This window comes from Nonomuraea sp. NPDC001699 (genome assembly GCF_053596455.1).
The window spans coordinates 1-18,264 of record NZ_JBSFGF010000039.1; the positions used below are offsets into that span (position 1 = coordinate 1).

Annotated in this window: 17 protein-coding genes; 10 read left to right on the plus strand and 7 right to left on the minus strand. The window is 68.1% G+C overall.

Annotated features, from left to right (window positions below; all coding sequences use genetic code 11):
* Positions 1 to 91: 91 nt before the first annotated feature.
* The 3 genes from ACWCSU_RS49660 to ACWCSU_RS49670 form a co-directional block, all read right to left on the minus strand.
* Positions 92 to 340, minus strand: coding sequence for a helix-turn-helix transcriptional regulator (locus ACWCSU_RS49660; RefSeq protein ID WP_397361407.1), 249 nt, complete (start codon positions 338 to 340; stop codon positions 92 to 94).
* 291 nt (positions 341 to 631) lie between these two features.
* Positions 632 to 1,573, minus strand: a complete 942-nt coding sequence (locus ACWCSU_RS49665; RefSeq protein WP_449943955.1) for a TRM11 family SAM-dependent methyltransferase — start codon at positions 1,571 to 1,573, stop codon at positions 632 to 634.
* Positions 1,573 to 2,526: a hypothetical protein gene (locus ACWCSU_RS49670; RefSeq protein ID WP_449943958.1), complete on the minus strand. Its 954-nt coding sequence runs from the start codon at positions 2,524 to 2,526 to the stop codon at positions 1,573 to 1,575. The genes ACWCSU_RS49665 and ACWCSU_RS49670 overlap by 1 nt, the downstream gene beginning before the upstream one ends.
* Positions 2,527 to 3,106: 580 nt before the next feature.
* On the opposite strand from ACWCSU_RS49670, the gene ACWCSU_RS49675 reads away from it, so the two are divergent.
* The 10 genes from ACWCSU_RS49675 (at position 3,107) to ACWCSU_RS49720 (ending at position 15,559) form a co-directional block, all read left to right on the plus strand.
* A complete protein-coding gene (locus ACWCSU_RS49675) occupies positions 3,107 to 3,520 on the plus strand; it encodes a hypothetical protein (protein ID WP_449943960.1) in 414 nt (137 codons plus the stop codon).
* 310 nt (positions 3,521 to 3,830) lie between these two features.
* The gene (locus ACWCSU_RS49680; protein ID WP_449943962.1) at positions 3,831 to 4,769 is read left to right on the plus strand and encodes a hypothetical protein; all 939 of its coding nucleotides are present in this window, start codon (positions 3,831 to 3,833) and stop codon (positions 4,767 to 4,769) included.
* Positions 4,770 to 5,074: 305 nt separating this feature from the next.
* A complete protein-coding gene (locus tag ACWCSU_RS49685) occupies positions 5,075 to 5,482 on the plus strand; it encodes a pilin (protein WP_449943963.1) in 408 nt (135 codons plus the stop codon).
* Positions 5,483 to 5,730: 248 nt separating this feature from the next.
* The gene (locus tag ACWCSU_RS49690; RefSeq protein WP_449943966.1) at positions 5,731 to 7,182 is read left to right on the plus strand and encodes a hypothetical protein; all 1,452 of its coding nucleotides are present in this window, start codon (positions 5,731 to 5,733) and stop codon (positions 7,180 to 7,182) included.
* Entirely contained in the window at positions 7,182 to 8,153 is a 972-nt protein-coding gene (locus ACWCSU_RS49695) for a PrgI family mobile element protein (RefSeq protein WP_449943969.1), read from the plus strand. The genes ACWCSU_RS49690 and ACWCSU_RS49695 overlap by 1 nt, the downstream gene beginning before the upstream one ends.
* A gap of 94 nt (positions 8,154 to 8,247) precedes the next feature.
* Positions 8,248 to 10,005, plus strand: coding sequence for a VirB4 family type IV secretion system protein (locus ACWCSU_RS49700; RefSeq protein WP_449943972.1), 1,758 nt, complete (start codon positions 8,248 to 8,250; stop codon positions 10,003 to 10,005).
* Entirely contained in the window at positions 10,002 to 12,566 is a 2,565-nt protein-coding gene (locus ACWCSU_RS49705; RefSeq protein WP_449943975.1) for a type IV secretory system conjugative DNA transfer family protein, read from the plus strand. Before ACWCSU_RS49700 ends, ACWCSU_RS49705 begins: the two co-directional genes overlap by 4 nt.
* Before the next feature lie 126 nt (positions 12,567 to 12,692).
* A complete protein-coding gene (locus ACWCSU_RS49710) occupies positions 12,693 to 13,649 on the plus strand; it encodes a replication-relaxation family protein (protein WP_449943978.1) in 957 nt (318 codons plus the stop codon).
* Positions 13,646 to 14,617: a C40 family peptidase gene (locus tag ACWCSU_RS49715; RefSeq protein ID WP_449943980.1), complete on the plus strand. Its 972-nt coding sequence runs from the start codon at positions 13,646 to 13,648 to the stop codon at positions 14,615 to 14,617. The genes ACWCSU_RS49710 and ACWCSU_RS49715 overlap by 4 nt, the downstream gene beginning before the upstream one ends.
* 210 nt (positions 14,618 to 14,827) lie before the next feature.
* Complete coding sequence (locus ACWCSU_RS49720) at positions 14,828 to 15,559, plus strand: hypothetical protein (protein WP_397165898.1); 732 nt, start codon at positions 14,828 to 14,830, stop codon at positions 15,557 to 15,559.
* Positions 15,560 to 15,643: 84 nt separating this feature from the next.
* Here the strand turns inward: ACWCSU_RS49720 and ACWCSU_RS49725 are convergent, their stop codons facing one another.
* The 4 genes from ACWCSU_RS49725 to ACWCSU_RS49740 form a co-directional block, all read right to left on the minus strand.
* Positions 15,644 to 16,081 carry a hypothetical protein gene (locus ACWCSU_RS49725; protein ID WP_449943983.1) on the minus strand — a complete coding sequence of 146 codons (438 nt, stop codon included), beginning with the start codon at positions 16,079 to 16,081 and terminating at the stop codon, positions 15,644 to 15,646.
* Positions 16,078 to 16,533: a hypothetical protein gene (locus ACWCSU_RS49730; RefSeq protein WP_449943985.1), complete on the minus strand. Its 456-nt coding sequence runs from the start codon at positions 16,531 to 16,533 to the stop codon at positions 16,078 to 16,080. The genes ACWCSU_RS49725 and ACWCSU_RS49730 overlap by 4 nt, the downstream gene beginning before the upstream one ends.
* A gap of 158 nt (positions 16,534 to 16,691) precedes the next feature.
* Positions 16,692 to 17,288, minus strand: coding sequence for a hypothetical protein (locus ACWCSU_RS49735; RefSeq protein ID WP_449943988.1), 597 nt, complete (start codon positions 17,286 to 17,288; stop codon positions 16,692 to 16,694).
* Between the two features lie 442 nt (positions 17,289 to 17,730).
* Positions 17,731 to 18,183 (minus strand): hypothetical protein, encoded by a 453-nt coding sequence (locus ACWCSU_RS49740; RefSeq protein ID WP_449943990.1) that lies wholly within the window; start codon positions 18,181 to 18,183, stop codon positions 17,731 to 17,733.
* Positions 18,184 to 18,264: the final 81 nt, after the last annotated feature.

Here is an 18,264-nt window from a genome sequence, read left to right on the forward strand (position 1 = left end):
ATCCAGCCCTGACACCCATGATTGAAGATCATCAGCGGTTAACTCATCAGGCATGACCACAGACTACAGATCACAAAGCCTGGCTGTAGTACTAGCCTGCCGGGCGGCTGTCGTTGCCGCCTCGGGTAGTGGGTTCAAGAAGCGCCCGCAGCCCGCGCACCGGCACCGCGTACCGGCCGCCGATGCGCAGCACCCGGCACGGGAACTCGCCTGCTTTGGCCAGGCGATATGCCTTGGTGCGGCCCATCCCGAGTAGCCGTCCGGCCGTCAGCAGGCTGACTACCTCCGGCCGTTCAAGGGCCTCGGTCGCCTGGGGCTGGGCTGGGATCGTGCTAGTCATGCATGACCTCCGTGACATTGATGAACAGGAGCCGTGGTGGGCCACGCGAGATGCGCAGCCGCTGTGACCGTGGCGGGCTGCGGTGAGCGCTACGCCACCGGCCCGGCCCCGACCGGCCCCTGCTGGGGACCGCCGTTCATGGACGGGCGGCTACAGCCCTAGGCATGTGGGTCTGGCGCGGGACGGGCTGATCGTGGCGCTATCGACGGTTACCTTCATGGCACGCACAAGCGATATCCGCAGGTCTACGCCCATGGCCAGGATCAGGACCGGGACGCGGGATGATCCGGGCTACTTCAGCTCGCGGCCGTCTCGAAGGCTGGAATCCGACTGAGCTGATGCCGGAGTCGATTCCTGCTGAAGACTCTGCAGCTTCTGCGAACTCACGGGCTTCGCGACTCTCCGGAACACCAGCAGGTCCTCGTGCGCGACGGCGTGGATGGGGAGGCCGCGCGCCCATGCCTTGCGTGCTTCATATAGCTGGAAGAACGACACCCGGTTCAGAAGGTGGCCATCGCCGAGGCCACACAGCAGGCACACGATCCGATCGGCGAACACCAGACCCGCGTCCTCGGCGACCTGGTGGACGTGACCGGGCAGGTCGATCAGCTCGCCGCGCACCCGGTATGGCCGCACGGTGATCGCCGCAACTCCGCCCGGACGCAGTAGTTCCACGCAGCCGGCCAGGATGTGGCCGAACCCGTCCAGCAATGCCGGGAGCTGCTGGTGGGCGAGGTTGCGGCGGTCGGTCGAGTAGTGGTGGTTCCACTTGCGCACGCCTGGCTCTCCAGTGTCGCGGGTGGAGCGGATGTGCCCGTGCGTCACCGCTCCGTACGGCGGGGAGGTCAGCACCAGCGCCGCCCGCCCGGCCAGATCCGGTAGCAGCCGGGCGATGTTGCGAGAGTCCCCGACCACCACTCGCCCGAAGCCGGACGCCCCGTGCTTCTTGGCGAAGCCGAGGTTCGCGACGGCCAGGCGCGCCCATTGTTCCTCGTACTCCACGCCCGCGGCGTGCCTGCCGAGATGGGCGGCTTCGACCAAAGTGGTGCCGATCCCGCACATCGGGTCGACGACCAGTTCACCCGGCCGGGTGTAGGTGGAGATCACGCGGGCGGCGATGGAGGGCAGCATCTTGCCCGGATGCCGCATCGACTCCGGCACGTACCGGCCCCGCCGCTGCACCCGCGAGGGTTGCTGCCCAGTGGCCCACACCGACGTTGTCACCTCGACCATCAGCGCTCACTCCCAGCCTGCGCGATGGAACCGGTGGCGGCCTGCGAGCCGGCGCTGCCCGCGGATGGCGCCTGCGGTCCGTGCGGCTCGCGAAGCTCCCTTGGCCGCGTGAACAGCAGCACGTCCGAGTGCACCCGGACGCTGGCCGGCAATCCGGCGCACTGCGGCAGCTCCTGCAACGCGGCCAGGCCACGGCCCAAGAGGTCAGGTTCGAGGCACTCACCGCGAGCAGAGTGCCGCAGGGCGACGATGTGCTGCAGATACACCAGCCCCACGCTCCGGGCCTGGGTGATGATCTCCGGCATCGGGTCGGCTACATCGCCTTGGCGATGCAGGCCGGTCACCACAGCCAGATGCCCGTCCGGCTTCACCAGTCTCGCCGCCGCCGCGATGCCGTGCGCCCTGGCCTCATCGTGCGAGCTTGCCTGGCCCAGGCATCGGCCCGACTGGTCGCAGATCTGCTCCGTCACCACCAGCCCTGCGCTCCTGATGAGATCGGTCAGCGGCGCCTCGTCGTCCTTGTGTTCAGCGATGCGTAGATCGGTGACCTCCAGGTCGTGGGCGGTGTGGGTGCGCGCGAGACGAGTCCAGGTCGCGTCCGCACGAGCCGCGTCGGTGAAGACGGCCACCGGCAGACAGCCCGCCGTCAACGCGGCCGAGACCAGCCGGTGATCGCCAGCGCCGAGATGGACCACCGTCTCGCCCAATCGAGCGCAGGTGGCTATGAGGTGACGGGCCAGCGGGCCGCTGACCGGATGGCAGCAGCCCGCCGCGCAGGCGGCGATGGATTCTGTGGCGGCTGCCGCCAGCCAAACGGTCAGCGGCAGATGTCCCCGTGAAGGGGCCTGGGCCTCGCGGCTCATACAGAGTTCGCGGAAGGGATTGATGGTCGTTGTGGACGTGGACGAAGAGTTGGCGGTGGTGGAGGTGGTGGTGATGGCCGGTTCAGTCATCTGGGTGTGGCCCGAGTACCGGGTCAGCGGTCCCTGTCACTGAACCAAATACCGGACTGATGGCCGGAGTTAGGACGGGCCGTCAAGCAAAGGTCCGGCAATGTCGGCCGCTACCGTCCAGCACTCGCGGCCTCCTCGGCTCGGTCTCCCCTGCGGATCCGTCCACAGCTTGCGGGCGATGTTTCCTCATCGGAGGCACTTGCCAGCCATCGAGGCAGCCACGGATCCGGAGGCGCATGTGCCGCACGCCAATGAGGCAGCTCACCTTCTGCGTTCATTCGATCATGCAGATAATGACGCGGCATGTGGGTCGGACACTGAGGTAGCTCTGGCCCGCTCGGGGGTGTGCCGGCCTGGCCCCCTTCCTTGCCGGGCCAGCATCTTTATGTCCTGCCGTGGCCGACAAGCACACCCCTACCCAGATACGTTTTCGCAGTTCACAGCGTTTCCGTCCAGGCCCTGTACATATCTCGGACACTGCCTGTCCTCAGCTTCCACCTGGGTTGACCATCGTTGCTGGGCAGCGTCGGCCTACGCTGAAACACATCGGCCCAGGCCGTTTCAGCGGGAGGTGGTTCGCGTGTCGAGCCGGAAGGACGAACTGGCCCAGCGCCGCTTCGTGAAGCTCGTCGACCAGATCAAGGCGATGATGGCTGCCGGTCTCAAGCCGGAGTACCGCGGCTTCTACGGCCAGCTCATACTCGACCAAGAGGCGGTCGCCGAACTGGGAGAGCTTGCCGACGTTCGGCGAGCAGCGCGAGCGGCCGGACGTCAGCTCGGTTGGCATGTGCGCACCCATGCCGCCCACAACGGAACCCTCTTCATCATCGATGACCGTGACCCTCCCCGGGAGATCCAGGAGCTGGCGGGACGCCGCGCCGCTGACGCCGTCTCTGCCGTCATCTCCAGCGCCATGGCCGAGGCTCGCATGCTCCGCACCAGCGCGCCCATCGCTCTCCCCAACCGTCCAGACAGCGCAGGCGTGGATCTCTGAGCAGCCGATGGCCTGCCATGTCCTCAACGGCGCTTACCGCCGAGCTACGGGACCAGGCTCGGGGCTGCCCGCTTGACTCAAGCTTGACCTAGGAGTTTCGCCCCCATCCCGTTATCGCAGGTCACGCAGCTTTTCGGACGCAAGAGGCGCGGAGTGCGACCTCGTGCCAGCCAGCGCGCGTATGCGCCACTTCCTTACGTCTTCGCAGGTCATCCTTAGTTCGGCGACATGATCCAAAACAGACTTGATCTTTGCTGTGCCCGAAGTCTGATCATTTCCTGCCCGGTTCTTGCCCAGGGCCTTTGGCGGGATGGCGACGTCCGAACCGATCTCGTCTTCCGGGAGCGTCGCCATGTCTCAGCCTTCTTCGATCCGCCTGTCTTCGGACATCGCCAGCTCGACCGCCGACAACAATGCCCCCCAGCTGTCACCCTCCGATGTCGGCGACCTGTCCGGCACCTCCTGCCGGTCCATCACAGACCTTCCCGTCTCCGGCCTGGCCAGTTCGCTGGCGCTGGACGTGGCCGAGCACGCCTTCAACCTGCTCATGCGCGGCCCGGACCCACTGTCAGTCGACGGCGCCGCACTCGGGCAAGGGCTCCCCGCCCGGCCGATCCCGATGAACGAACTGCGGGCGATCCTGCTGCACCCGTCCTGCTCGCGTACCACCCGCGACCACGTCTGGCGGCACCTCATCGACCAGGCCCGCACCCACCGAGGAGCATGGATGGTCGCCGCCGTCGCACTCGCCATCCCAATGCTGCGCCGCCTCGCCACCACGCTCACCAACAAGATCCACCCCGGGCAGTCTGGCCGCCTTGCCCGCGCCGATCGGGAGGATCTGGAAGCCGAAGTGCTGGCCGCCTACATCGAGGCCCTGACTCGGGTGAAGCTGGCCTGGTCGCACCCGGTACTGCGGCTGTCGCGGCTCGCCCAGTCCACAGTCCTGCGCGCCTACGTTTCGAAGCGGCCCGGCCTGCTGGCCGATCCCGATCTCATCGACCGCCCCGACGAGCGGCAGCATCCGCTCGCCTATCCGGCGGGTCACCCCGATCTGCTCCTGGCTCAGGCGGTCGCCGACGGGGTCATCACTGAACTGGAGGCGGAACTCATCGGGTTCACGCGGCTGGAGGGCGTCTCGCTCAGCTCCTACTGCCGGCGCCGCGGCCTGCTCTACTGCACCGCGCTCAAGCGCCGTCAGCGCGCCGAAAACGCCCTCTACCAAGCCCTTCTCAAGCACAACCGGTAGCAACGGCATCGGCGTCGACGTGAGACGAGCAGCAAAGCGTGCGCAAAATCCGCTGGCTCCGATGTCCTAACTCAACTCTTCGGTCTGGTCTTTAGCCAGTTGAGAAGGCAGCGCGGAGGGCGTCGGCCCTCGGCAGCGGGCCACCTGGTCACCGGTCCCTGTCACCCGGCCCAGCCCAACGCTTCCGCTCTTGAAGGAGGACGCCCATCCGGCCCCGCAGCCGACCGGCACCTCCGCACTGCCCTCGCCCTGGACAACCACCCGCAACCGCAGCTCGACCGCACCACCGCACTGGGAGGTAGTACATGATCCGCCCGCGCCGCACCACCTCATCCCAGACCCACAGCTTCAAGATCTTCCTCGTCGTCCTGGTCGTTCTGGGCGGCCTTGTCGTAGGCACCCTGCTCGAATACGCCATCGCCCATGCCGCCGCCTACGCCAACGCCACCAGCGTGACTCTGGCCGGCACGGCAGCCGCCCCGTCCTCACTGAACGCGGTGATCGACAATCTGCGCAACGTCATCGTCGGCCTGCTCGTGGCTCTGGCCACTCTCTTCCTCACCGTCGGCGGAGTCCGCTACATCCTGGCCGGCGGCGACCCCGGCGAGGTCGAGGCCGCCAAGAAGACCCTGCGCTACGCCGCCCTCGGCTACGGCATCGCCGTCCTGGCACCCCTTCTGGTGACCATCCTCAAGGGCATCGTCGGAGCCTGACGATGCCGCAGCTCGCACGTCTCCGGCCGCTCCGGAGGCTGCCCTGGCCGGCCATGGCCCTGGTTCTGGTCACTCTCCTGACCGGGCTCGCCGCCACCGCGCCAGTACACGCAGCCCCGACCCCCACACTAACTCCAGCGCCGTCGCCTTCCGCCAGCCCGGCCCTCTCGCCGCAGGTGACCTGGATCCCGCCAGCCCAGCAGTCGCCGCCGTCCTCGCCGCCCACCGGCGTGCAGGAGTGCGGGTGGATGGACATCGGATGCAAGATCAATCAGGCGATGAACGGCTGGTTCACCAGCCTGGTGACCGACGCGATCAACCCGGCCTTCGTCCTGGTAGGCAGCGTCCTGCTCGCCGCCCCGCCGCCCATGCTGCTGGAACGGGTTCAGGAGCTGTTCGGCCACGTACGGCTGGTCGCCAACGCGCTCCTAGTGCTTATGGTGCTGGCAAGCGGTGTGATCGTGATGGCTTACGGCAGCGCCCAGACCTCCACCACACCCGGCGAGGTCATCCCACGCCTGGTGGTCGCGGTAATCGCGTTGAACACCTCACTGACCATCTGCCAGTACGCGATCGAACTGGCCAACGCCATGGTCACCGCGCTGCTCGGCGACGGGGTCGACGGGCAGCGGGCCGGGAACCTGATCGCCGCCAAGGTCGACGGCCTCATCAAAGACCCCAGAGGCACCCTGCTCTTTCTCGTGCTGCTGGTCGGCGTGGCGGCATTGATGGGTTTCCTGCTCGCCTTCATCGGCATCGTCCGGGTCACGCTGCTGCTGTTTCTGATCATCGCCGCACCACTCGCTCTGCTGTGTCACGCGCTCCCGCAGACCGAGGGAATCGCGAAGCTGTGGTGGCGGTCCTTGTCCGGTCTGCTGGCCATCCAGATCCTGCAGGCCCTCGGCCTGATCCTGGCGTTCAAGTTGTTCCTCACCGACTCCGCCGCCGCTTACCCGCTCAGACCCGCAGCCCCAGGCCCAGGCGATGCGGTAGAGGCGCTGGTGAAGCCCACCGCAAACCGGGCTCTGGACGCGCTCATCGTGATCGGCGTCCTGTTCGTGCTGATCAAGATTCCTAGCTGGGTGGCCAGGACGATCTGGCAGCAGGGGCAACCCAACATGCTGAAGCGGCTACTCAAGGCCGTAATCGTCTACAAGACGCTCGGCGCCGCCCGCGCCCTGGGCAAGGCCGGGCGCACAGCCACCTCCAAGGGTGCTGCGCGTGCCGCGCACCGGCGCGGCAGGCCATCAGGTCGTGGCCGCCCCAGCGGCCCCCAAGATCCACGAGCGCGCGGGCCCCGCCGCCCCGGCCCACGCATTCCACCCAGCTCATCATCGGGAGCCGCCATGCCCGGCAGCACGCCCACCTGGCAGCAGCTTGCACTGCCGCTCAATCTGCCACCCCATGCAGCAGCGACGCCGACACCTGGAGCCGCATCTACCCCCAGCAGGCGAACCAGGCAGGGCAAACAGCTCACATTGCCCTTCCCTGTCACCCGCGTACCACGCCCACCCACACCACCCTCCGCGGCCACCGCGACGACCGCGCGGCCCTGGATACGGCCCCGCTCGCCCTGGGTTCAGGACCGGCTTCCCGGCATGCCCACCCGCGCCCCCCGCCCGGGCCAACTCCGCCTGCGACTCGATCCGCCACCTCGCCGCATCCCGGGCGCTGGTCGTCAGCCACGATGGGAGGGCTGATGAAGCACGAGGCCGAACCGCCGCCACTCCTGGCCCGCATCCCCTCCGACATTAACCAGCCGGACAAGATCGCCTACGGGCTCACCTTCCGCCAGATCCTCATCATCACCCTCACCGGTGGCATCTCCGCCGGCATCTACTACCTGTTCCACCAGCTGCTGCCCGTCGTCATCCTGGCCGCCATCCTGCTCCCACTCATCGCCCTCGGCATCACCGTCGCCCTCGGACGACGCGATGGCTTGAGCCTGGACCGGTTCGCCTGGACCGCGCTGTCATTCGCCCGGACTCCGAAAGAACTGGTCGCCGCACCTGAGGGGACAACCGGGCCGCCCCGGTGGTGCCGCCTGCGGGGCAAGCTGCCCGCACCGCTGCGGTTGCCGGTACGGGCGATCCGCACCGACGGTGCACTCGAACTCGCAGACGGAGGCGTCGCCGTGCTGGTGGAGACCAGCACCCTGTCCTTCCACCTGCGCACTACCAGCGAGCAGGGCGCGCTGGTAGGCGCGTTCGGCCGATGGCTGAACTCACTTGAGTCTCCCGTGCAACTTCTGGCCCGCGCCCGGCCTGCGGATCTGTCCGACCTGATCCAGACCATCGAGCATCAGGCAGACGAGCTGCCGCATCCGGCGCTGGCCCAGGCCGCCCGCGAGCACGCCGGCTACCTGGCCGAGCTGAACACCTCGCGTGAGCTACTGACCCGGCAAGTGCTCGTCGTGCTCCGTGACCATCCCGCCACCAATCGGGGACGGCGCCCGGTACGACGCGACGCCTCGGCCGCGGTCGTGTTGCGCAGGGCCGCAGAAGCCGAACGCAGCCTGGCCGCACTCGGCATCGCCACCCGCGTCCTGGACGCCGAACAAGCCGCCCAAGCACTCACTGAGTGTCTCGACCCCGGCAGCTGGCATCCGCTCGGTCAGGCCCTCCTCGATGAGCCGATCTCCGCGACGGCGCAGACCCACACCACCTCGTGAGGAACACGTGAGATTTCACCGTCATCTCCACGGTCAAGACTCTGGGACGCTGCTCCACCCGACTGCTGTGCAGGTCGGTGTACGGTCCGTCGCCTTGCCCAACGCCGTCTGCGCGTCATTCGCCGTCGCCGGATACCCGCGCGAGGTCGGCGCGGGCTGGCTGGAACCCCTGCTTACCTACCCGGGCCACCTGGACGTGTCCCTGCACGTGGAACCCATCCCGCAGCAGGTCGCCGCGATGCGGCTGCGCCGCCAGCTCGCCCGCCTGGAATCAGCCAGCCGCTCCGACGCCCAACAAGGCAGGCTTGCCGACTTCGCGGCCGAGGCCGCCGCCGACGACGCCACCGACCTGGCCGACAACCTTGCCCGAGGCCACGGCCGCCTGTTCAAAGTCGGTCTCTACCTCACCATCCACGCACCCTCGGAACCGGAACTGGCCGCCGAGGTCGAATGCGTCCGGGCACTCGCGTCCTCGCTGTTGCTCGATGCCCAACCAGCGACGTTTCGCGCCCTGCAGGGCTGGACCACGACCCTTCCCTTGGGTGTTGACTCGCTCAACGCGACGCGGACGTTCGACACGACCGCGCTGGCCGCTGCCTTCCCCTTCACTTCCCCTGACCTGACGACCGAAGTCGGAGGGACAGGGGTCCTGTATGGGCTGAGCGCCACCAGCTCCGGCATCGTCCTGTGGGACCGCTACGCCCAGGACAACCATAACTCCGTCGTCCTGGCCCGCTCCGGCGCGGGCAAGAGCTTCTTCACCAAACTCGAAACCCTGCGCCTGCTCTACCAAGGGGTCGAGGTCGCCGTCGTTGACCCCGAAGACGAATACGCCCGCCTGGCACGAGCGGTCGGCGGCACCTGCCTGCACCTCGGCGCGGCCGGAGTGCGATGGAACCCCTTCGACCTGCCCGTCAGCCAGGGCCCTCGTGACAACGTGCTGTCGCGTCGAGCAATGTTCCTGCAGACTCTCATCGCCACCATGCTCGGCGGGCAGCTCACCGCGCAGATGCGGGCTGTGCTCGACTCGGCGATCATCGCGACCTACCAGGCGGCCGGGATCACCCGCGACCCCGCCACTTGGACTCGGCCTGCGCCGCTGCTCGCCGATCTGGCCACAACCCTTACCAAAAACACCAAAGCAGCCGGTTCCGTGGAGACGGAGCTGGCGGCGGAGCTCGCCCCCTATGTCTCCGGCTCCTACCGCGAACTGTTCGACGGCCCGACCACCACCCAGCCGGCCGGACACCTGACCGTCTTCTCCTTGCGTGACCTGCCTGAGGAGATGAAGGCGGTCGGCACGCTACTGGCGCTGGACGCCATCTGGCGGCGAGTGGCCAACCCGCGCAACCGCAAGAAGCGCCTCGTCGTCGTGGACGAAGCCTGGCTGCTGATGAAGGAGCCCGAGGGGGCCCGGTTCCTGTTCCAAATGGCCAAGGCTGCGCGCAAGCACTGGGCCGGGCTCGCCGTCGTCACCCAAGATGCAGCCGACCTGCTCGGCTCCGAGCTTGGGCAGGCGATCGTGGCCAACGCCGCCAACCAGATCCTCCTGCGCCAGGCACCGCAGGCCATCGGCACGGTCGGAGACGCCTTCGACCTGACCGACGGAGAACGCCAGTTCCTGCTCACCGCCGAGCGCGGCGAGGCGCTCCTGGTCGCCGGCCCCGCCAGCCGAGCCGCCTTCCACGTCATCGCCTCCGCCCGTGAGGTCCAGCTGATCACTACCGATCCCGCCCACCTGGCCGAACTCGACCAACACGACCCACCTCCAGACCGTGTCGGTCACTCACCGGCCCAGACCGCTTCCAGCTTCCCGGACGAAGACCACGACGAGGAGAGCGACCCGCTGTGATCACCGCTCCGTCGCCTCACCTGGACGGGTCGTGCCTGCTGTGCGGGATCGACGACCGCGATGTCCAGACCACGCTCGACTTCCTGGCCGAACTCCCCGCCCACCTGCCTGAACTTGCCCTCGCCTACGGGCCCCGTCTCGCTGCGGCCCTCGCCGTCATTTGGTCCATGGCCGCCGCCGCGCGCTACGTGCTGGGCTGGCTCCACCACATCGATATGGCGCCCGAGGCCCGGCTCATCGAGATCGCCAGCCCGCCCCGCAGCGACCCCGAAGGGGCCGTAGTGCTGTGGCGGCAACTCGTCGGCCTGCTCCGGCCGGCATGGAAACGCGCCTTCACCGGTCAGCCGCACCTGGTGTGGGAGTACCACGGCAGCGACGCCGGAATCCGCGTCCGCCTGTGGGTGCCAGGCTCAATCCTGCCCGGCATCGTGGAGAAGGCCATTCACGCCGCATGGCCAGGCGCGACCACCACCACTAGACCCGCCACCCCTCCCTTCTCTGAGGGCACCAAGGCCACGGGCGGGCGGCTCGTGCCAGCCGCACCTGAACACTTCCCGCTCAAGACCGACCACAGCCACGACCCGGTTCGCTCGTTGCTGGAAGCCATGAGCGGACTGCGCGAAGGCGAACACGCTGTCGTACAGATCCTGGCCCGGCCCACCACCGGCAAACGCCTGCGCCACGCCTACCGGGCAGCCGCCCGCCTGCGTGGAGGAGGCAGCCGCAACAGCCTCGGCCGCGTCTTCGACGAGATCCTTCCCCTACCGTCAGATACGCGAGGCCACCACCGCGCGAGCGAGCTGGCCCGCGAATTCCCCGAACGCGCCGAACAAGTCCGCGCCATCCTCGCTAAAGCCGGTCAACCGCGCTACACGGTCGCCATCCGCTACGCCGTCGCCACCAGCCGCGAACCAGCCTCCACCGGCCTTCCGGCAAACAGTCCGATGAGCACCCGCCACGACGGCATGGGCTCCTCTGATCTGGTTCGCGGATGGCTACGAGGTCAAGCACACACCCTGGCCGGCGTCTTCGCCCTCTTCAGCGGCGGCCACCAGTACCTCCGCCGAGCCCGCCTCTGGCTCCCCCGTCGCGCGGTCAGCTCGCGCCGCCTCGACAGCGGCTACCTGCTGTCCGTCGACGAGCTGGCAGCACTGGCGCACCTGCCATGGGACATCGACGCTCCCGGCGTCACCCGCGCCGGAGCCCGCCCCATCGCCCCGTCCCCGGCTATACCCCGCGCCACGGCCGGAGGGACGGCCCGCGTCCTGGGCGACGCCGACAGCGGCCCCCAGCGGCCCGTTGCGTTGCCCGTGGCCGACGCACGCCATCACACCCACGTGCTCGGCGGCACCGGCGTCGGCAAATCGACTCTCCTGGCCAACGTCGTGCTCGCCGACGCCCACGCCGGGCGAGGCGCCCTGGTCATCGACCCGAAAGGCGACCTGGTCACCGACATCCTCAACCGGCTCCCGAAGCGAGCAGTCGGCAAGACTGTGGTGTTCGACCCGCAAGACCCCGCGCCGCCGCCCTCGATCAATATCCTCGCCGGACACGACCCCGCCTTTGCCGTCGACTCCGTCGTCACCATCTTCCACCGTTGCTTCTCCACAGCCTGGGGACCGCGGGTGGATGACCTGCTCCGCTCCACCTGTCTCACTCTCACCCATGTCCTGGGCCGCAAGGCGACCTTGGCCGATGTGCCCCGGCTGCTGACCGACTCGGCCTTCCGAGCCCGGACCATATCCAAGCTCAGTGATGAGCTGCTGGCAGGGTTCTGGGACTCCTACGAAGCCCTCACCCCCGCAGGACAGGCCACCGTCATCGGCCCGGTGATGAATAAGCTCCGCGCCGTCCTGCTACGTCCGTTCGTCCGGCAGGCGCTGGCCAGCCCGGACACCACAGTCCCCATCGGCAGGCTCCTTGACCGAGGCGGACTGATCCTGGCCCGGCTCCCCAAGGGCATCCTCGGCGACGATGCCGCCCGGCTGTTCGGCTCCATCCTGCTCGCCCACACCTGGCAAGCCGCCACCCGCCGCTCCGAGCTTCCCGAAACTGACCGGCCCGACGCCTCGCTCGTCATTGACGAGTGCCACAACTTCTTGAACCTGCCCGGCCACATCAACGACGTTCTAGCCGAGGCGCGGGGCTACCGTCTCTCCCTCGTCCTGGCCCATCAGCACCTCGACCAGCTCCCGGCCGACCTGCGCGAGGCCCTGTCCGCCGACGCCCGCAACAAGATCTATTTCAACGCCTCACCGAAAGACGCAGGTGACCTCAAGCACCACACCGCACCGTTGATCAGCCCGCACGACCTCACCCACCTCGGCGCCTACCAAGCCGCCGCCCGCCTCATCATCGACGGCCAGCAAACCTCCGCGTTCACCCTGCGCACCCGCCCCTTGCCCGCTGCGGTCGAAGGCCGGGAGACGGAGATCCGGCAGGCATCCCGCGAAGGATTCACTGCCTCGAAGAACGTCGCTCCTTCTCATTCGCGCACAGACCGCGAAGGCCGCCGCGCCTCCAGCCGCGACCCGCGCTACGGCGCACCATCCACCCGCTGAACCGCACCCGCCTCTGCTGACCAGCCACACGCTCGCCCCGCAGCTCCGAAAGGGGCCGGCGTGCCACAACAGCCGTGCGTCTGCTCCAGCCAGTCCACCATCCGATCAACCCGCAAGGAGACGCCCATGAACATGCTCCCGATCCCGGCCGGACAGCCCCGCCTCGACCGCGCCACATTGCCCGCCCTGTCGGCGCGGCTGACCCCCCGCGACCAGGACATCCTCACCTACCTGCACCGGCACCGCGTCCTGACCACTCACCAGATCCAGCGCATCTTCTTCGGCATCCCCCAGTCCACGCGCAAGCGCATGAACACCCTGCACCTGCTCAACGCCGTCACCCGCTTCCGGCCCTGGGCCGGATACGGCGCAGGCTCAGCCCCCATCCACTGGGTACTCGGCAAGGCCGGAGCCGCCGTTCTGGCCGAACGCTGGGGTATCAGCGTCAAGGAACTCGGCTACAACCCTGACATTCCCATCGCCGTCTCCTCCCGCCTGAACCACCAGGTCGGCGTCAACGACTTCTTCTCCCGCCTCCACCACCAGGCCCGCCATGCCTCGGCAGAGCCCGAAGCCACAGCCGAGGTAAGGGCTTGGTGGTCCGAGCAGCAATGCGCCAAGCTCTGGGGCGACCTGGCCCGTCCCGACGCCTGGGGCCAGTGGCGAGAGAACAGAAACGAGATCAACTTCTTCCTCGAACACGACACCGGCACCGAAACCCTCAAGCGTGTCGCCGACAAGCTGCACGACTACCGCAACCTCGCCGACGCCACCGGTATCAACACCCCTGTGCTGTTCTGGCTGCCCAGCGCCGCTCGCGAAGCAAACCTGCGCAAACTCCTCACCGAATCGGGCATTCCGCTAGCCACCGCCGTCCACACCAACGACGGGGACGGCCCCGCCGGGCCGATCTGGCTCCCCCTCGGAGCCGATGCGCATCCGTCCCGGATGCGGCTCGCCGACCTTGCGGGCGCTTGGCCACACCTACCCCTCGGCCGGATCCACGACCCGTCCGGCACGGACCAGCCGCACCCTGAACTCGCCACCATGCCTGCCGTCCGCGTCGGAGACGAACCGAGGTGAAGGCCGCCGCGGCCGGCGCCGCCCTCCTGCTGCTCGTCGTCTTGGCCCTCATCGCAGCCGCCACCAGCCTCCTGAGCACCTCCGGGACGCCCGGCGTCGTCTGCGCGACCATACCCGCGACGACGAGCAGGCCGGAAAGCAGCCCGGTCGCGGCCTCAGCTCCGGCGCCTACGCCTCTCGACCTGGACGCCGATCAGCGGGCCAACGCCTCGCTCATCGTCGAGACCGCGATGGAGCGGGGTCTGCCCGTACGAGCAGCCGTCATCGCGGTCGCCACCGCCTTGCAGGAATCCCAACTCCGTAACCTGCGCTACGGCCATCTCGACAGCCTCGGCCTGTTTCAGCAACGCCCGTCGCAAGGCTGGGGAACACCCGAGCAGATCCTCACTCCCCGCTACGCCACTGGCATCTTCTACGACCGCCTGGTCGGAGTGCCCCGCTGGGAGCAGATGCCGCTCACCAGAGCCGCCCAAGCCGTCCAGCGCTCTGCCCGCCCTGACGCCTATGCCCAGTGGGAGCCGCTCGCCCAGCGCACCGTCGACGCCCTGGCCGGGACTTGCGTCCCGCTCATCCCTGGCGAGCAGATCGCCGCTGTACTCGCCTACGCCCACGCCCAGCTCGGCAAGCCGTACTTGTGGGGAGCCGAGGGACCTGCATCCTTCGACTGCAGCGGCCTGACCATGCGCGCCTTTCAAGCCGCCGGGATCTCGATCCCCCGTGTTGCCGCCGACCAGTGGCGGCACAGCCCGGCCATCCCGCTCGGCCAGGAACAGCCCGGCGATCTCGCCTTCTTCCGGATGGAAGCAGACGGCCCCGGACACGTTGGCATCGTCTTCGGCAACGGCCAGATGATCCACGCACCCCACCAGCACACCGTCGTCCAAATCGGCACCTACCAGCGCGGGGACCTGATCGGGTTCACCCGCCCGGCCGCCCACCCTGTCACTGGCCAACCCGACCCACGCTGACTGCATGACCCACCACCACGTACAGCCCTAACGCGGCCATGGTTGCCCTTCACCGCCCCCGCCCTGCCTTGACATGCTGCCTGGCCGGGCGTGCCCCTGCCGGGCAGCGTGAGCTGCTCGTTTCTTCCCTAAACACATAGTCACAGATAGCGATGTGACCGATACTGTCCGGGAAGGTCTCCAGCAGGACCAGGTGAAGGAGACACCTCCATGTGCGCAGTCCGGCTCGCCCCGTCCCCGCTCATCGTCAGCCTCTCCTACGACCTCAACAACCCGATCAAGATCCGAGCCAAGCACAAGGTCGCTGGCATGCTTCTGCTCGACCGAGACCACGCCAACCGCCTTGAACGGGGCTGGAACGTCCCCGGCGCCTATATCCTCCTCGACCGCCCAGACACCGAGGGCCGATGGGGAGCCTACGTCGGCAAGGCCACCACCCCTGGACTACGCCAGCGAGTCCTCCAGCAGCTCAAAGGCCGGAACCACTGGTATCGGGCCCTGCTCATACGCTACGAATCCAACGAGGACGAGACGCTCAACAGCAGCGAAGCCGGTTGGCTGGAAGGCCGCCTCTACGACCACCTGGCCAACGCCGGGCAAGTCGACCTGCACAACCGCAACCGGCCTCACGACCCCACCTTGACCGACGATGACGAAACCAGTCTCCTCGACTACCTGCTCCCCATCGAATCAGTGCTCCGCCTCATCGGCCACACCCTCCACCCTCGCAACCCCAACGCCCCGGACGGCGGCGGACCCCTCGTCGAAATGACCAAGCCTGTGCCGGAGAAGCCCGAACCCTACGTGAGCGTTTTCGGGTATGGGCCCAACCCGTATCTCCTGCAAAACCCAACGCCTCAAGCGCTACTGGAGCGGTTCGAGCTAATCAAAGCAGGGAAGCATCCTCGAGTTGTTGAAGCGGACTCCACCAGGCCGATGTGAGCCGGTGGTGCAGGAGGTATGCCCCGCCCAGCGCACTACGGATGTGCTGGGCGGGGCATGCCTCCTACGCCACCGGGTCAGGCACTACGCGATGCAGCCCTGTCCCTTCTCCCCGCCGTGCATCCTGCAGGCGAGTTCCTCCTCGGCCGTGAGCACCACGGCGTACAGCTCGGACACTTCGGTGGCCAGAGCCTTGAACAGGCGGTGCCAGCCGTCGATGATCAGCATCCCGCCGTTCGGGACCGTGGCCATGATCAACGGCACGGACAGGTCCACCTGAGCGGCGTGCTCGCGGTTGATCGCAACCAACCGGAGCATGCCCGCCCATTCCTTGGGTTCGATCCGGCCCTCGGCTGCACGGTTCCGGGTGAGCTTCTTGGCTGTGGTGATGTCCCATCGCCAGGCCATCATCTGGAAGGACTCCCTCCGCGAGCTGCCCCCACAGCCCGATGCGAGCGGGTGCGTCGAGGAGGCCTCCGGCACAGTGGGGATGGGTTCGCCGGTGGCGGCGCTGTTGCTCATGCCTTCGCCTCCGGCCCGGGCGAGCTGCTGGGAGCCTGCTCTGAGGAGGAGGCCGGCACGAGTGTCTTGACTTGCGCCAGGAAGGTTCGAGCCGCGTCCTGCCGGATGAGGGCCAAGGCCCGGTCGAAGTGGGCCAGGGCGAGTTCGTGTTCGCAGTGCAGTCCGAGGACACGCACGGTCCCAGCAGCGTCGGGGGTGGTGGTGTCGTCGTCCAGGTAAGGACTGACCCAGGTGACGAACCTGGCCGTTGCCTGAGCCGGGGCCAGGCCCGGGCCGCCTCGGGCGTGCTGGATCTGCCGATCGACGAGCAGCCACCAACCGGCGAGCGTTTGCGCGTGCAGGATGTCGTAGAGCACCTCGGCGCTCAGCCGCTGGCCCTGGCTGAGCCGCCGTCCGATGGTGTCGGCGTTGTGCTGCCGCATCTGGCGGGCCTCCTCGATGACCGCCTCCACCGACGGCGCTTCACTCGGATCGGAGCTGGAAGTGGCGGCGGTACCGGTGTCTGGTACGGGGATCGAGGCACCGGGGTGCTGTGGGTAACACATGAGGTTGTCCCTTCGTCGGGTGATGGCGCCAGCGCCGGGACGTGCTGACACGGCTGGTTGCAGATTCACAGCGCCTCCGCCGTCGCTGAGGGAACCGCCGGGAGTACTACCGGGTTCGGGGGCGTGCTGGCGGGGTGGTGGTTGTCCACGGACATACTTGAAGCCGGAACATCGGCTCCATCACCGGACTCGGCGAGGTGCTGGATCAGGAGCTGGCCGCTGGCGGTGAGGAAGTCGCGGGCGGCGATGCGTGAGGCGTGGGCGAGGGCGTGATCGAACAATGTGCCTGGCAGGGCGGCCGGAGGTTCTCCGGTGAGGTAGTGGCGGGCCCAGGAGCGCACCCGCCGCAGCGCGTGATCAGAGGCCAGCTTCTTGCCGGCGATCTCCTCATCCACCAGATCCCACCAGGCTCGCGACGCTTGGGCGTAAGCGGCGGCGAACAACTTCTCGCTGGAAAGCCGTCGCCCGTTCTGCAAGGTGAAGATCGCCTTTGCTGCCGCCGTGTAGAAGGCGTGGCGGGCAGCGATGATCTTCTCGCCGATCAGCCGATCGAACGGGTGCCGCTCCTGCCCGGCTTGGTTCGCGCCGATGTGCCAGGCGGGGGTACTACTGTCCGCTTCCCCAATCGGGGGCAGAGGGCCGGACTGGCGGTGATGATCCATCGCGTGTCTTCCTTTCGTCGGGTGATCGGTGAGGGGTGGGGGCTCATGGAGTGGCCGCCGGACTAGCGGCTCGGGTTCGCCAGCCGCGCGCCAAAGAGGCGCAGGCCGGGCAAGTGGACGGTGGGCGGTGGGAAAGCGCCGCGTCGGATACGGCACACGCGCTCGTCGATGACGAGAGACGCCGCGCGGGAATGGAAGCGCGATCAACGGCCACCCGGCTCTGCGCGAACCCGCGCCCGTGAAATCCTGGTCGTCCGCGCCGCCCGCGCTACCGCCTCGGCCTCGTGCTTCTGGTCCGTTCGAGTCGCGGTTGAGGGAGCCCAACACCGCCCACCGTGCCCAGCGAGACGGGCAGACTGCTTGGTAGCGGCCTGGGACCTCGCGATCACGTGGGCCCCTTCCCAGCCCGTCCGCTCGATCCGGGAACCGCTCGCCCACGGCGTCACGAACGGTCGCCCTCGACCGAGGCTCGCTCGATCGCCGGGATATCGGTGTCGGCCGGACGAACGCCGTGATCGATGGGGAGGGCAATCGCCTCGGCGAGCTTCTCGGTCGCGTCCAGAAAGGCACGCGCGCCGCCTCTGCGGGACTCGGCCATCGCCTGGGCGAACAAGCCGCCGTTGTTCACAGGGCGGGCGTTGATCAGCGACTCACGTGCCTGTTGCCGCACGGTCAACAGCGCGGTCCCGCCGTCGAGCGTCTCCTCGCAGCCGTGCGTGAGGTCGGTGACCTGCTGCCACCACGACAACCGCTGGTAGGCGTAAGCGATGCGGCCCAGGTCCTTGTCACCCAACGTGCCTTCATCATCGAGGGAGACGATGCGGCTGAGGGCCTCACTGAGTTCCCAGCGGGCGGCGGTGGCGTAGTGGCTGACCAGGTCTTCGAGTCGTCCCATGACGATCTCCTTCAGTAGTGGTGGATGACGTACGTGGGGCGGGGTACCGGCCGGTCGGGGTGCCCCGGCCCCAACCGGCCA

Bases quoted from the DNA above. Each gene is read 5' to 3' on its own strand.
- ACWCSU_RS49690 (WP_449943966.1), top strand. From the start codon at position 5,731: ATGGACATCGGATGCAAGATCAATCAGGCGATGAACGGCTGGTTCACC.
- ACWCSU_RS49665 (WP_449943955.1), bottom strand. From the start codon at position 1,573: ATGGTCGAGGTGACAACGTCGGTGTGGGCCACTGGGCAGCAACCCTCG.
- ACWCSU_RS49735 (WP_449943988.1), bottom strand. From the start codon at position 17,288: ATGGATCATCACCGCCAGTCCGGCCCTCTGCCCCCGATTGGGGAAGCG.
- ACWCSU_RS49720 (WP_397165898.1), top strand. From the start codon at position 14,828: ATGTGCGCAGTCCGGCTCGCCCCGTCCCCGCTCATCGTCAGCCTCTCC.
- ACWCSU_RS49695 (WP_449943969.1), top strand. From the start codon at position 7,182: ATGAAGCACGAGGCCGAACCGCCGCCACTCCTGGCCCGCATCCCCTCC.
- ACWCSU_RS49710 (WP_449943978.1), top strand. From the start codon at position 12,693: ATGAACATGCTCCCGATCCCGGCCGGACAGCCCCGCCTCGACCGCGCC.
- ACWCSU_RS49725 (WP_449943983.1), bottom strand. From the start codon at position 16,081: ATGAGCAACAGCGCCGCCACCGGCGAACCCATCCCCACTGTGCCGGAG.
- ACWCSU_RS49685 (WP_449943963.1), top strand. From the start codon at position 5,075: ATGATCCGCCCGCGCCGCACCACCTCATCCCAGACCCACAGCTTCAAG.
- ACWCSU_RS49680 (WP_449943962.1), top strand. From the start codon at position 3,831: ATGGCGACGTCCGAACCGATCTCGTCTTCCGGGAGCGTCGCCATGTCT.
- ACWCSU_RS49660 (WP_397361407.1), bottom strand. From the start codon at position 340: ATGACTAGCACGATCCCAGCCCAGCCCCAGGCGACCGAGGCCCTTGAA.
- ACWCSU_RS49740 (WP_449943990.1), bottom strand. From the start codon at position 18,183: ATGGGACGACTCGAAGACCTGGTCAGCCACTACGCCACCGCCGCCCGC.
- ACWCSU_RS49670 (WP_449943958.1), bottom strand. From the start codon at position 2,526: ATGACTGAACCGGCCATCACCACCACCTCCACCACCGCCAACTCTTCG.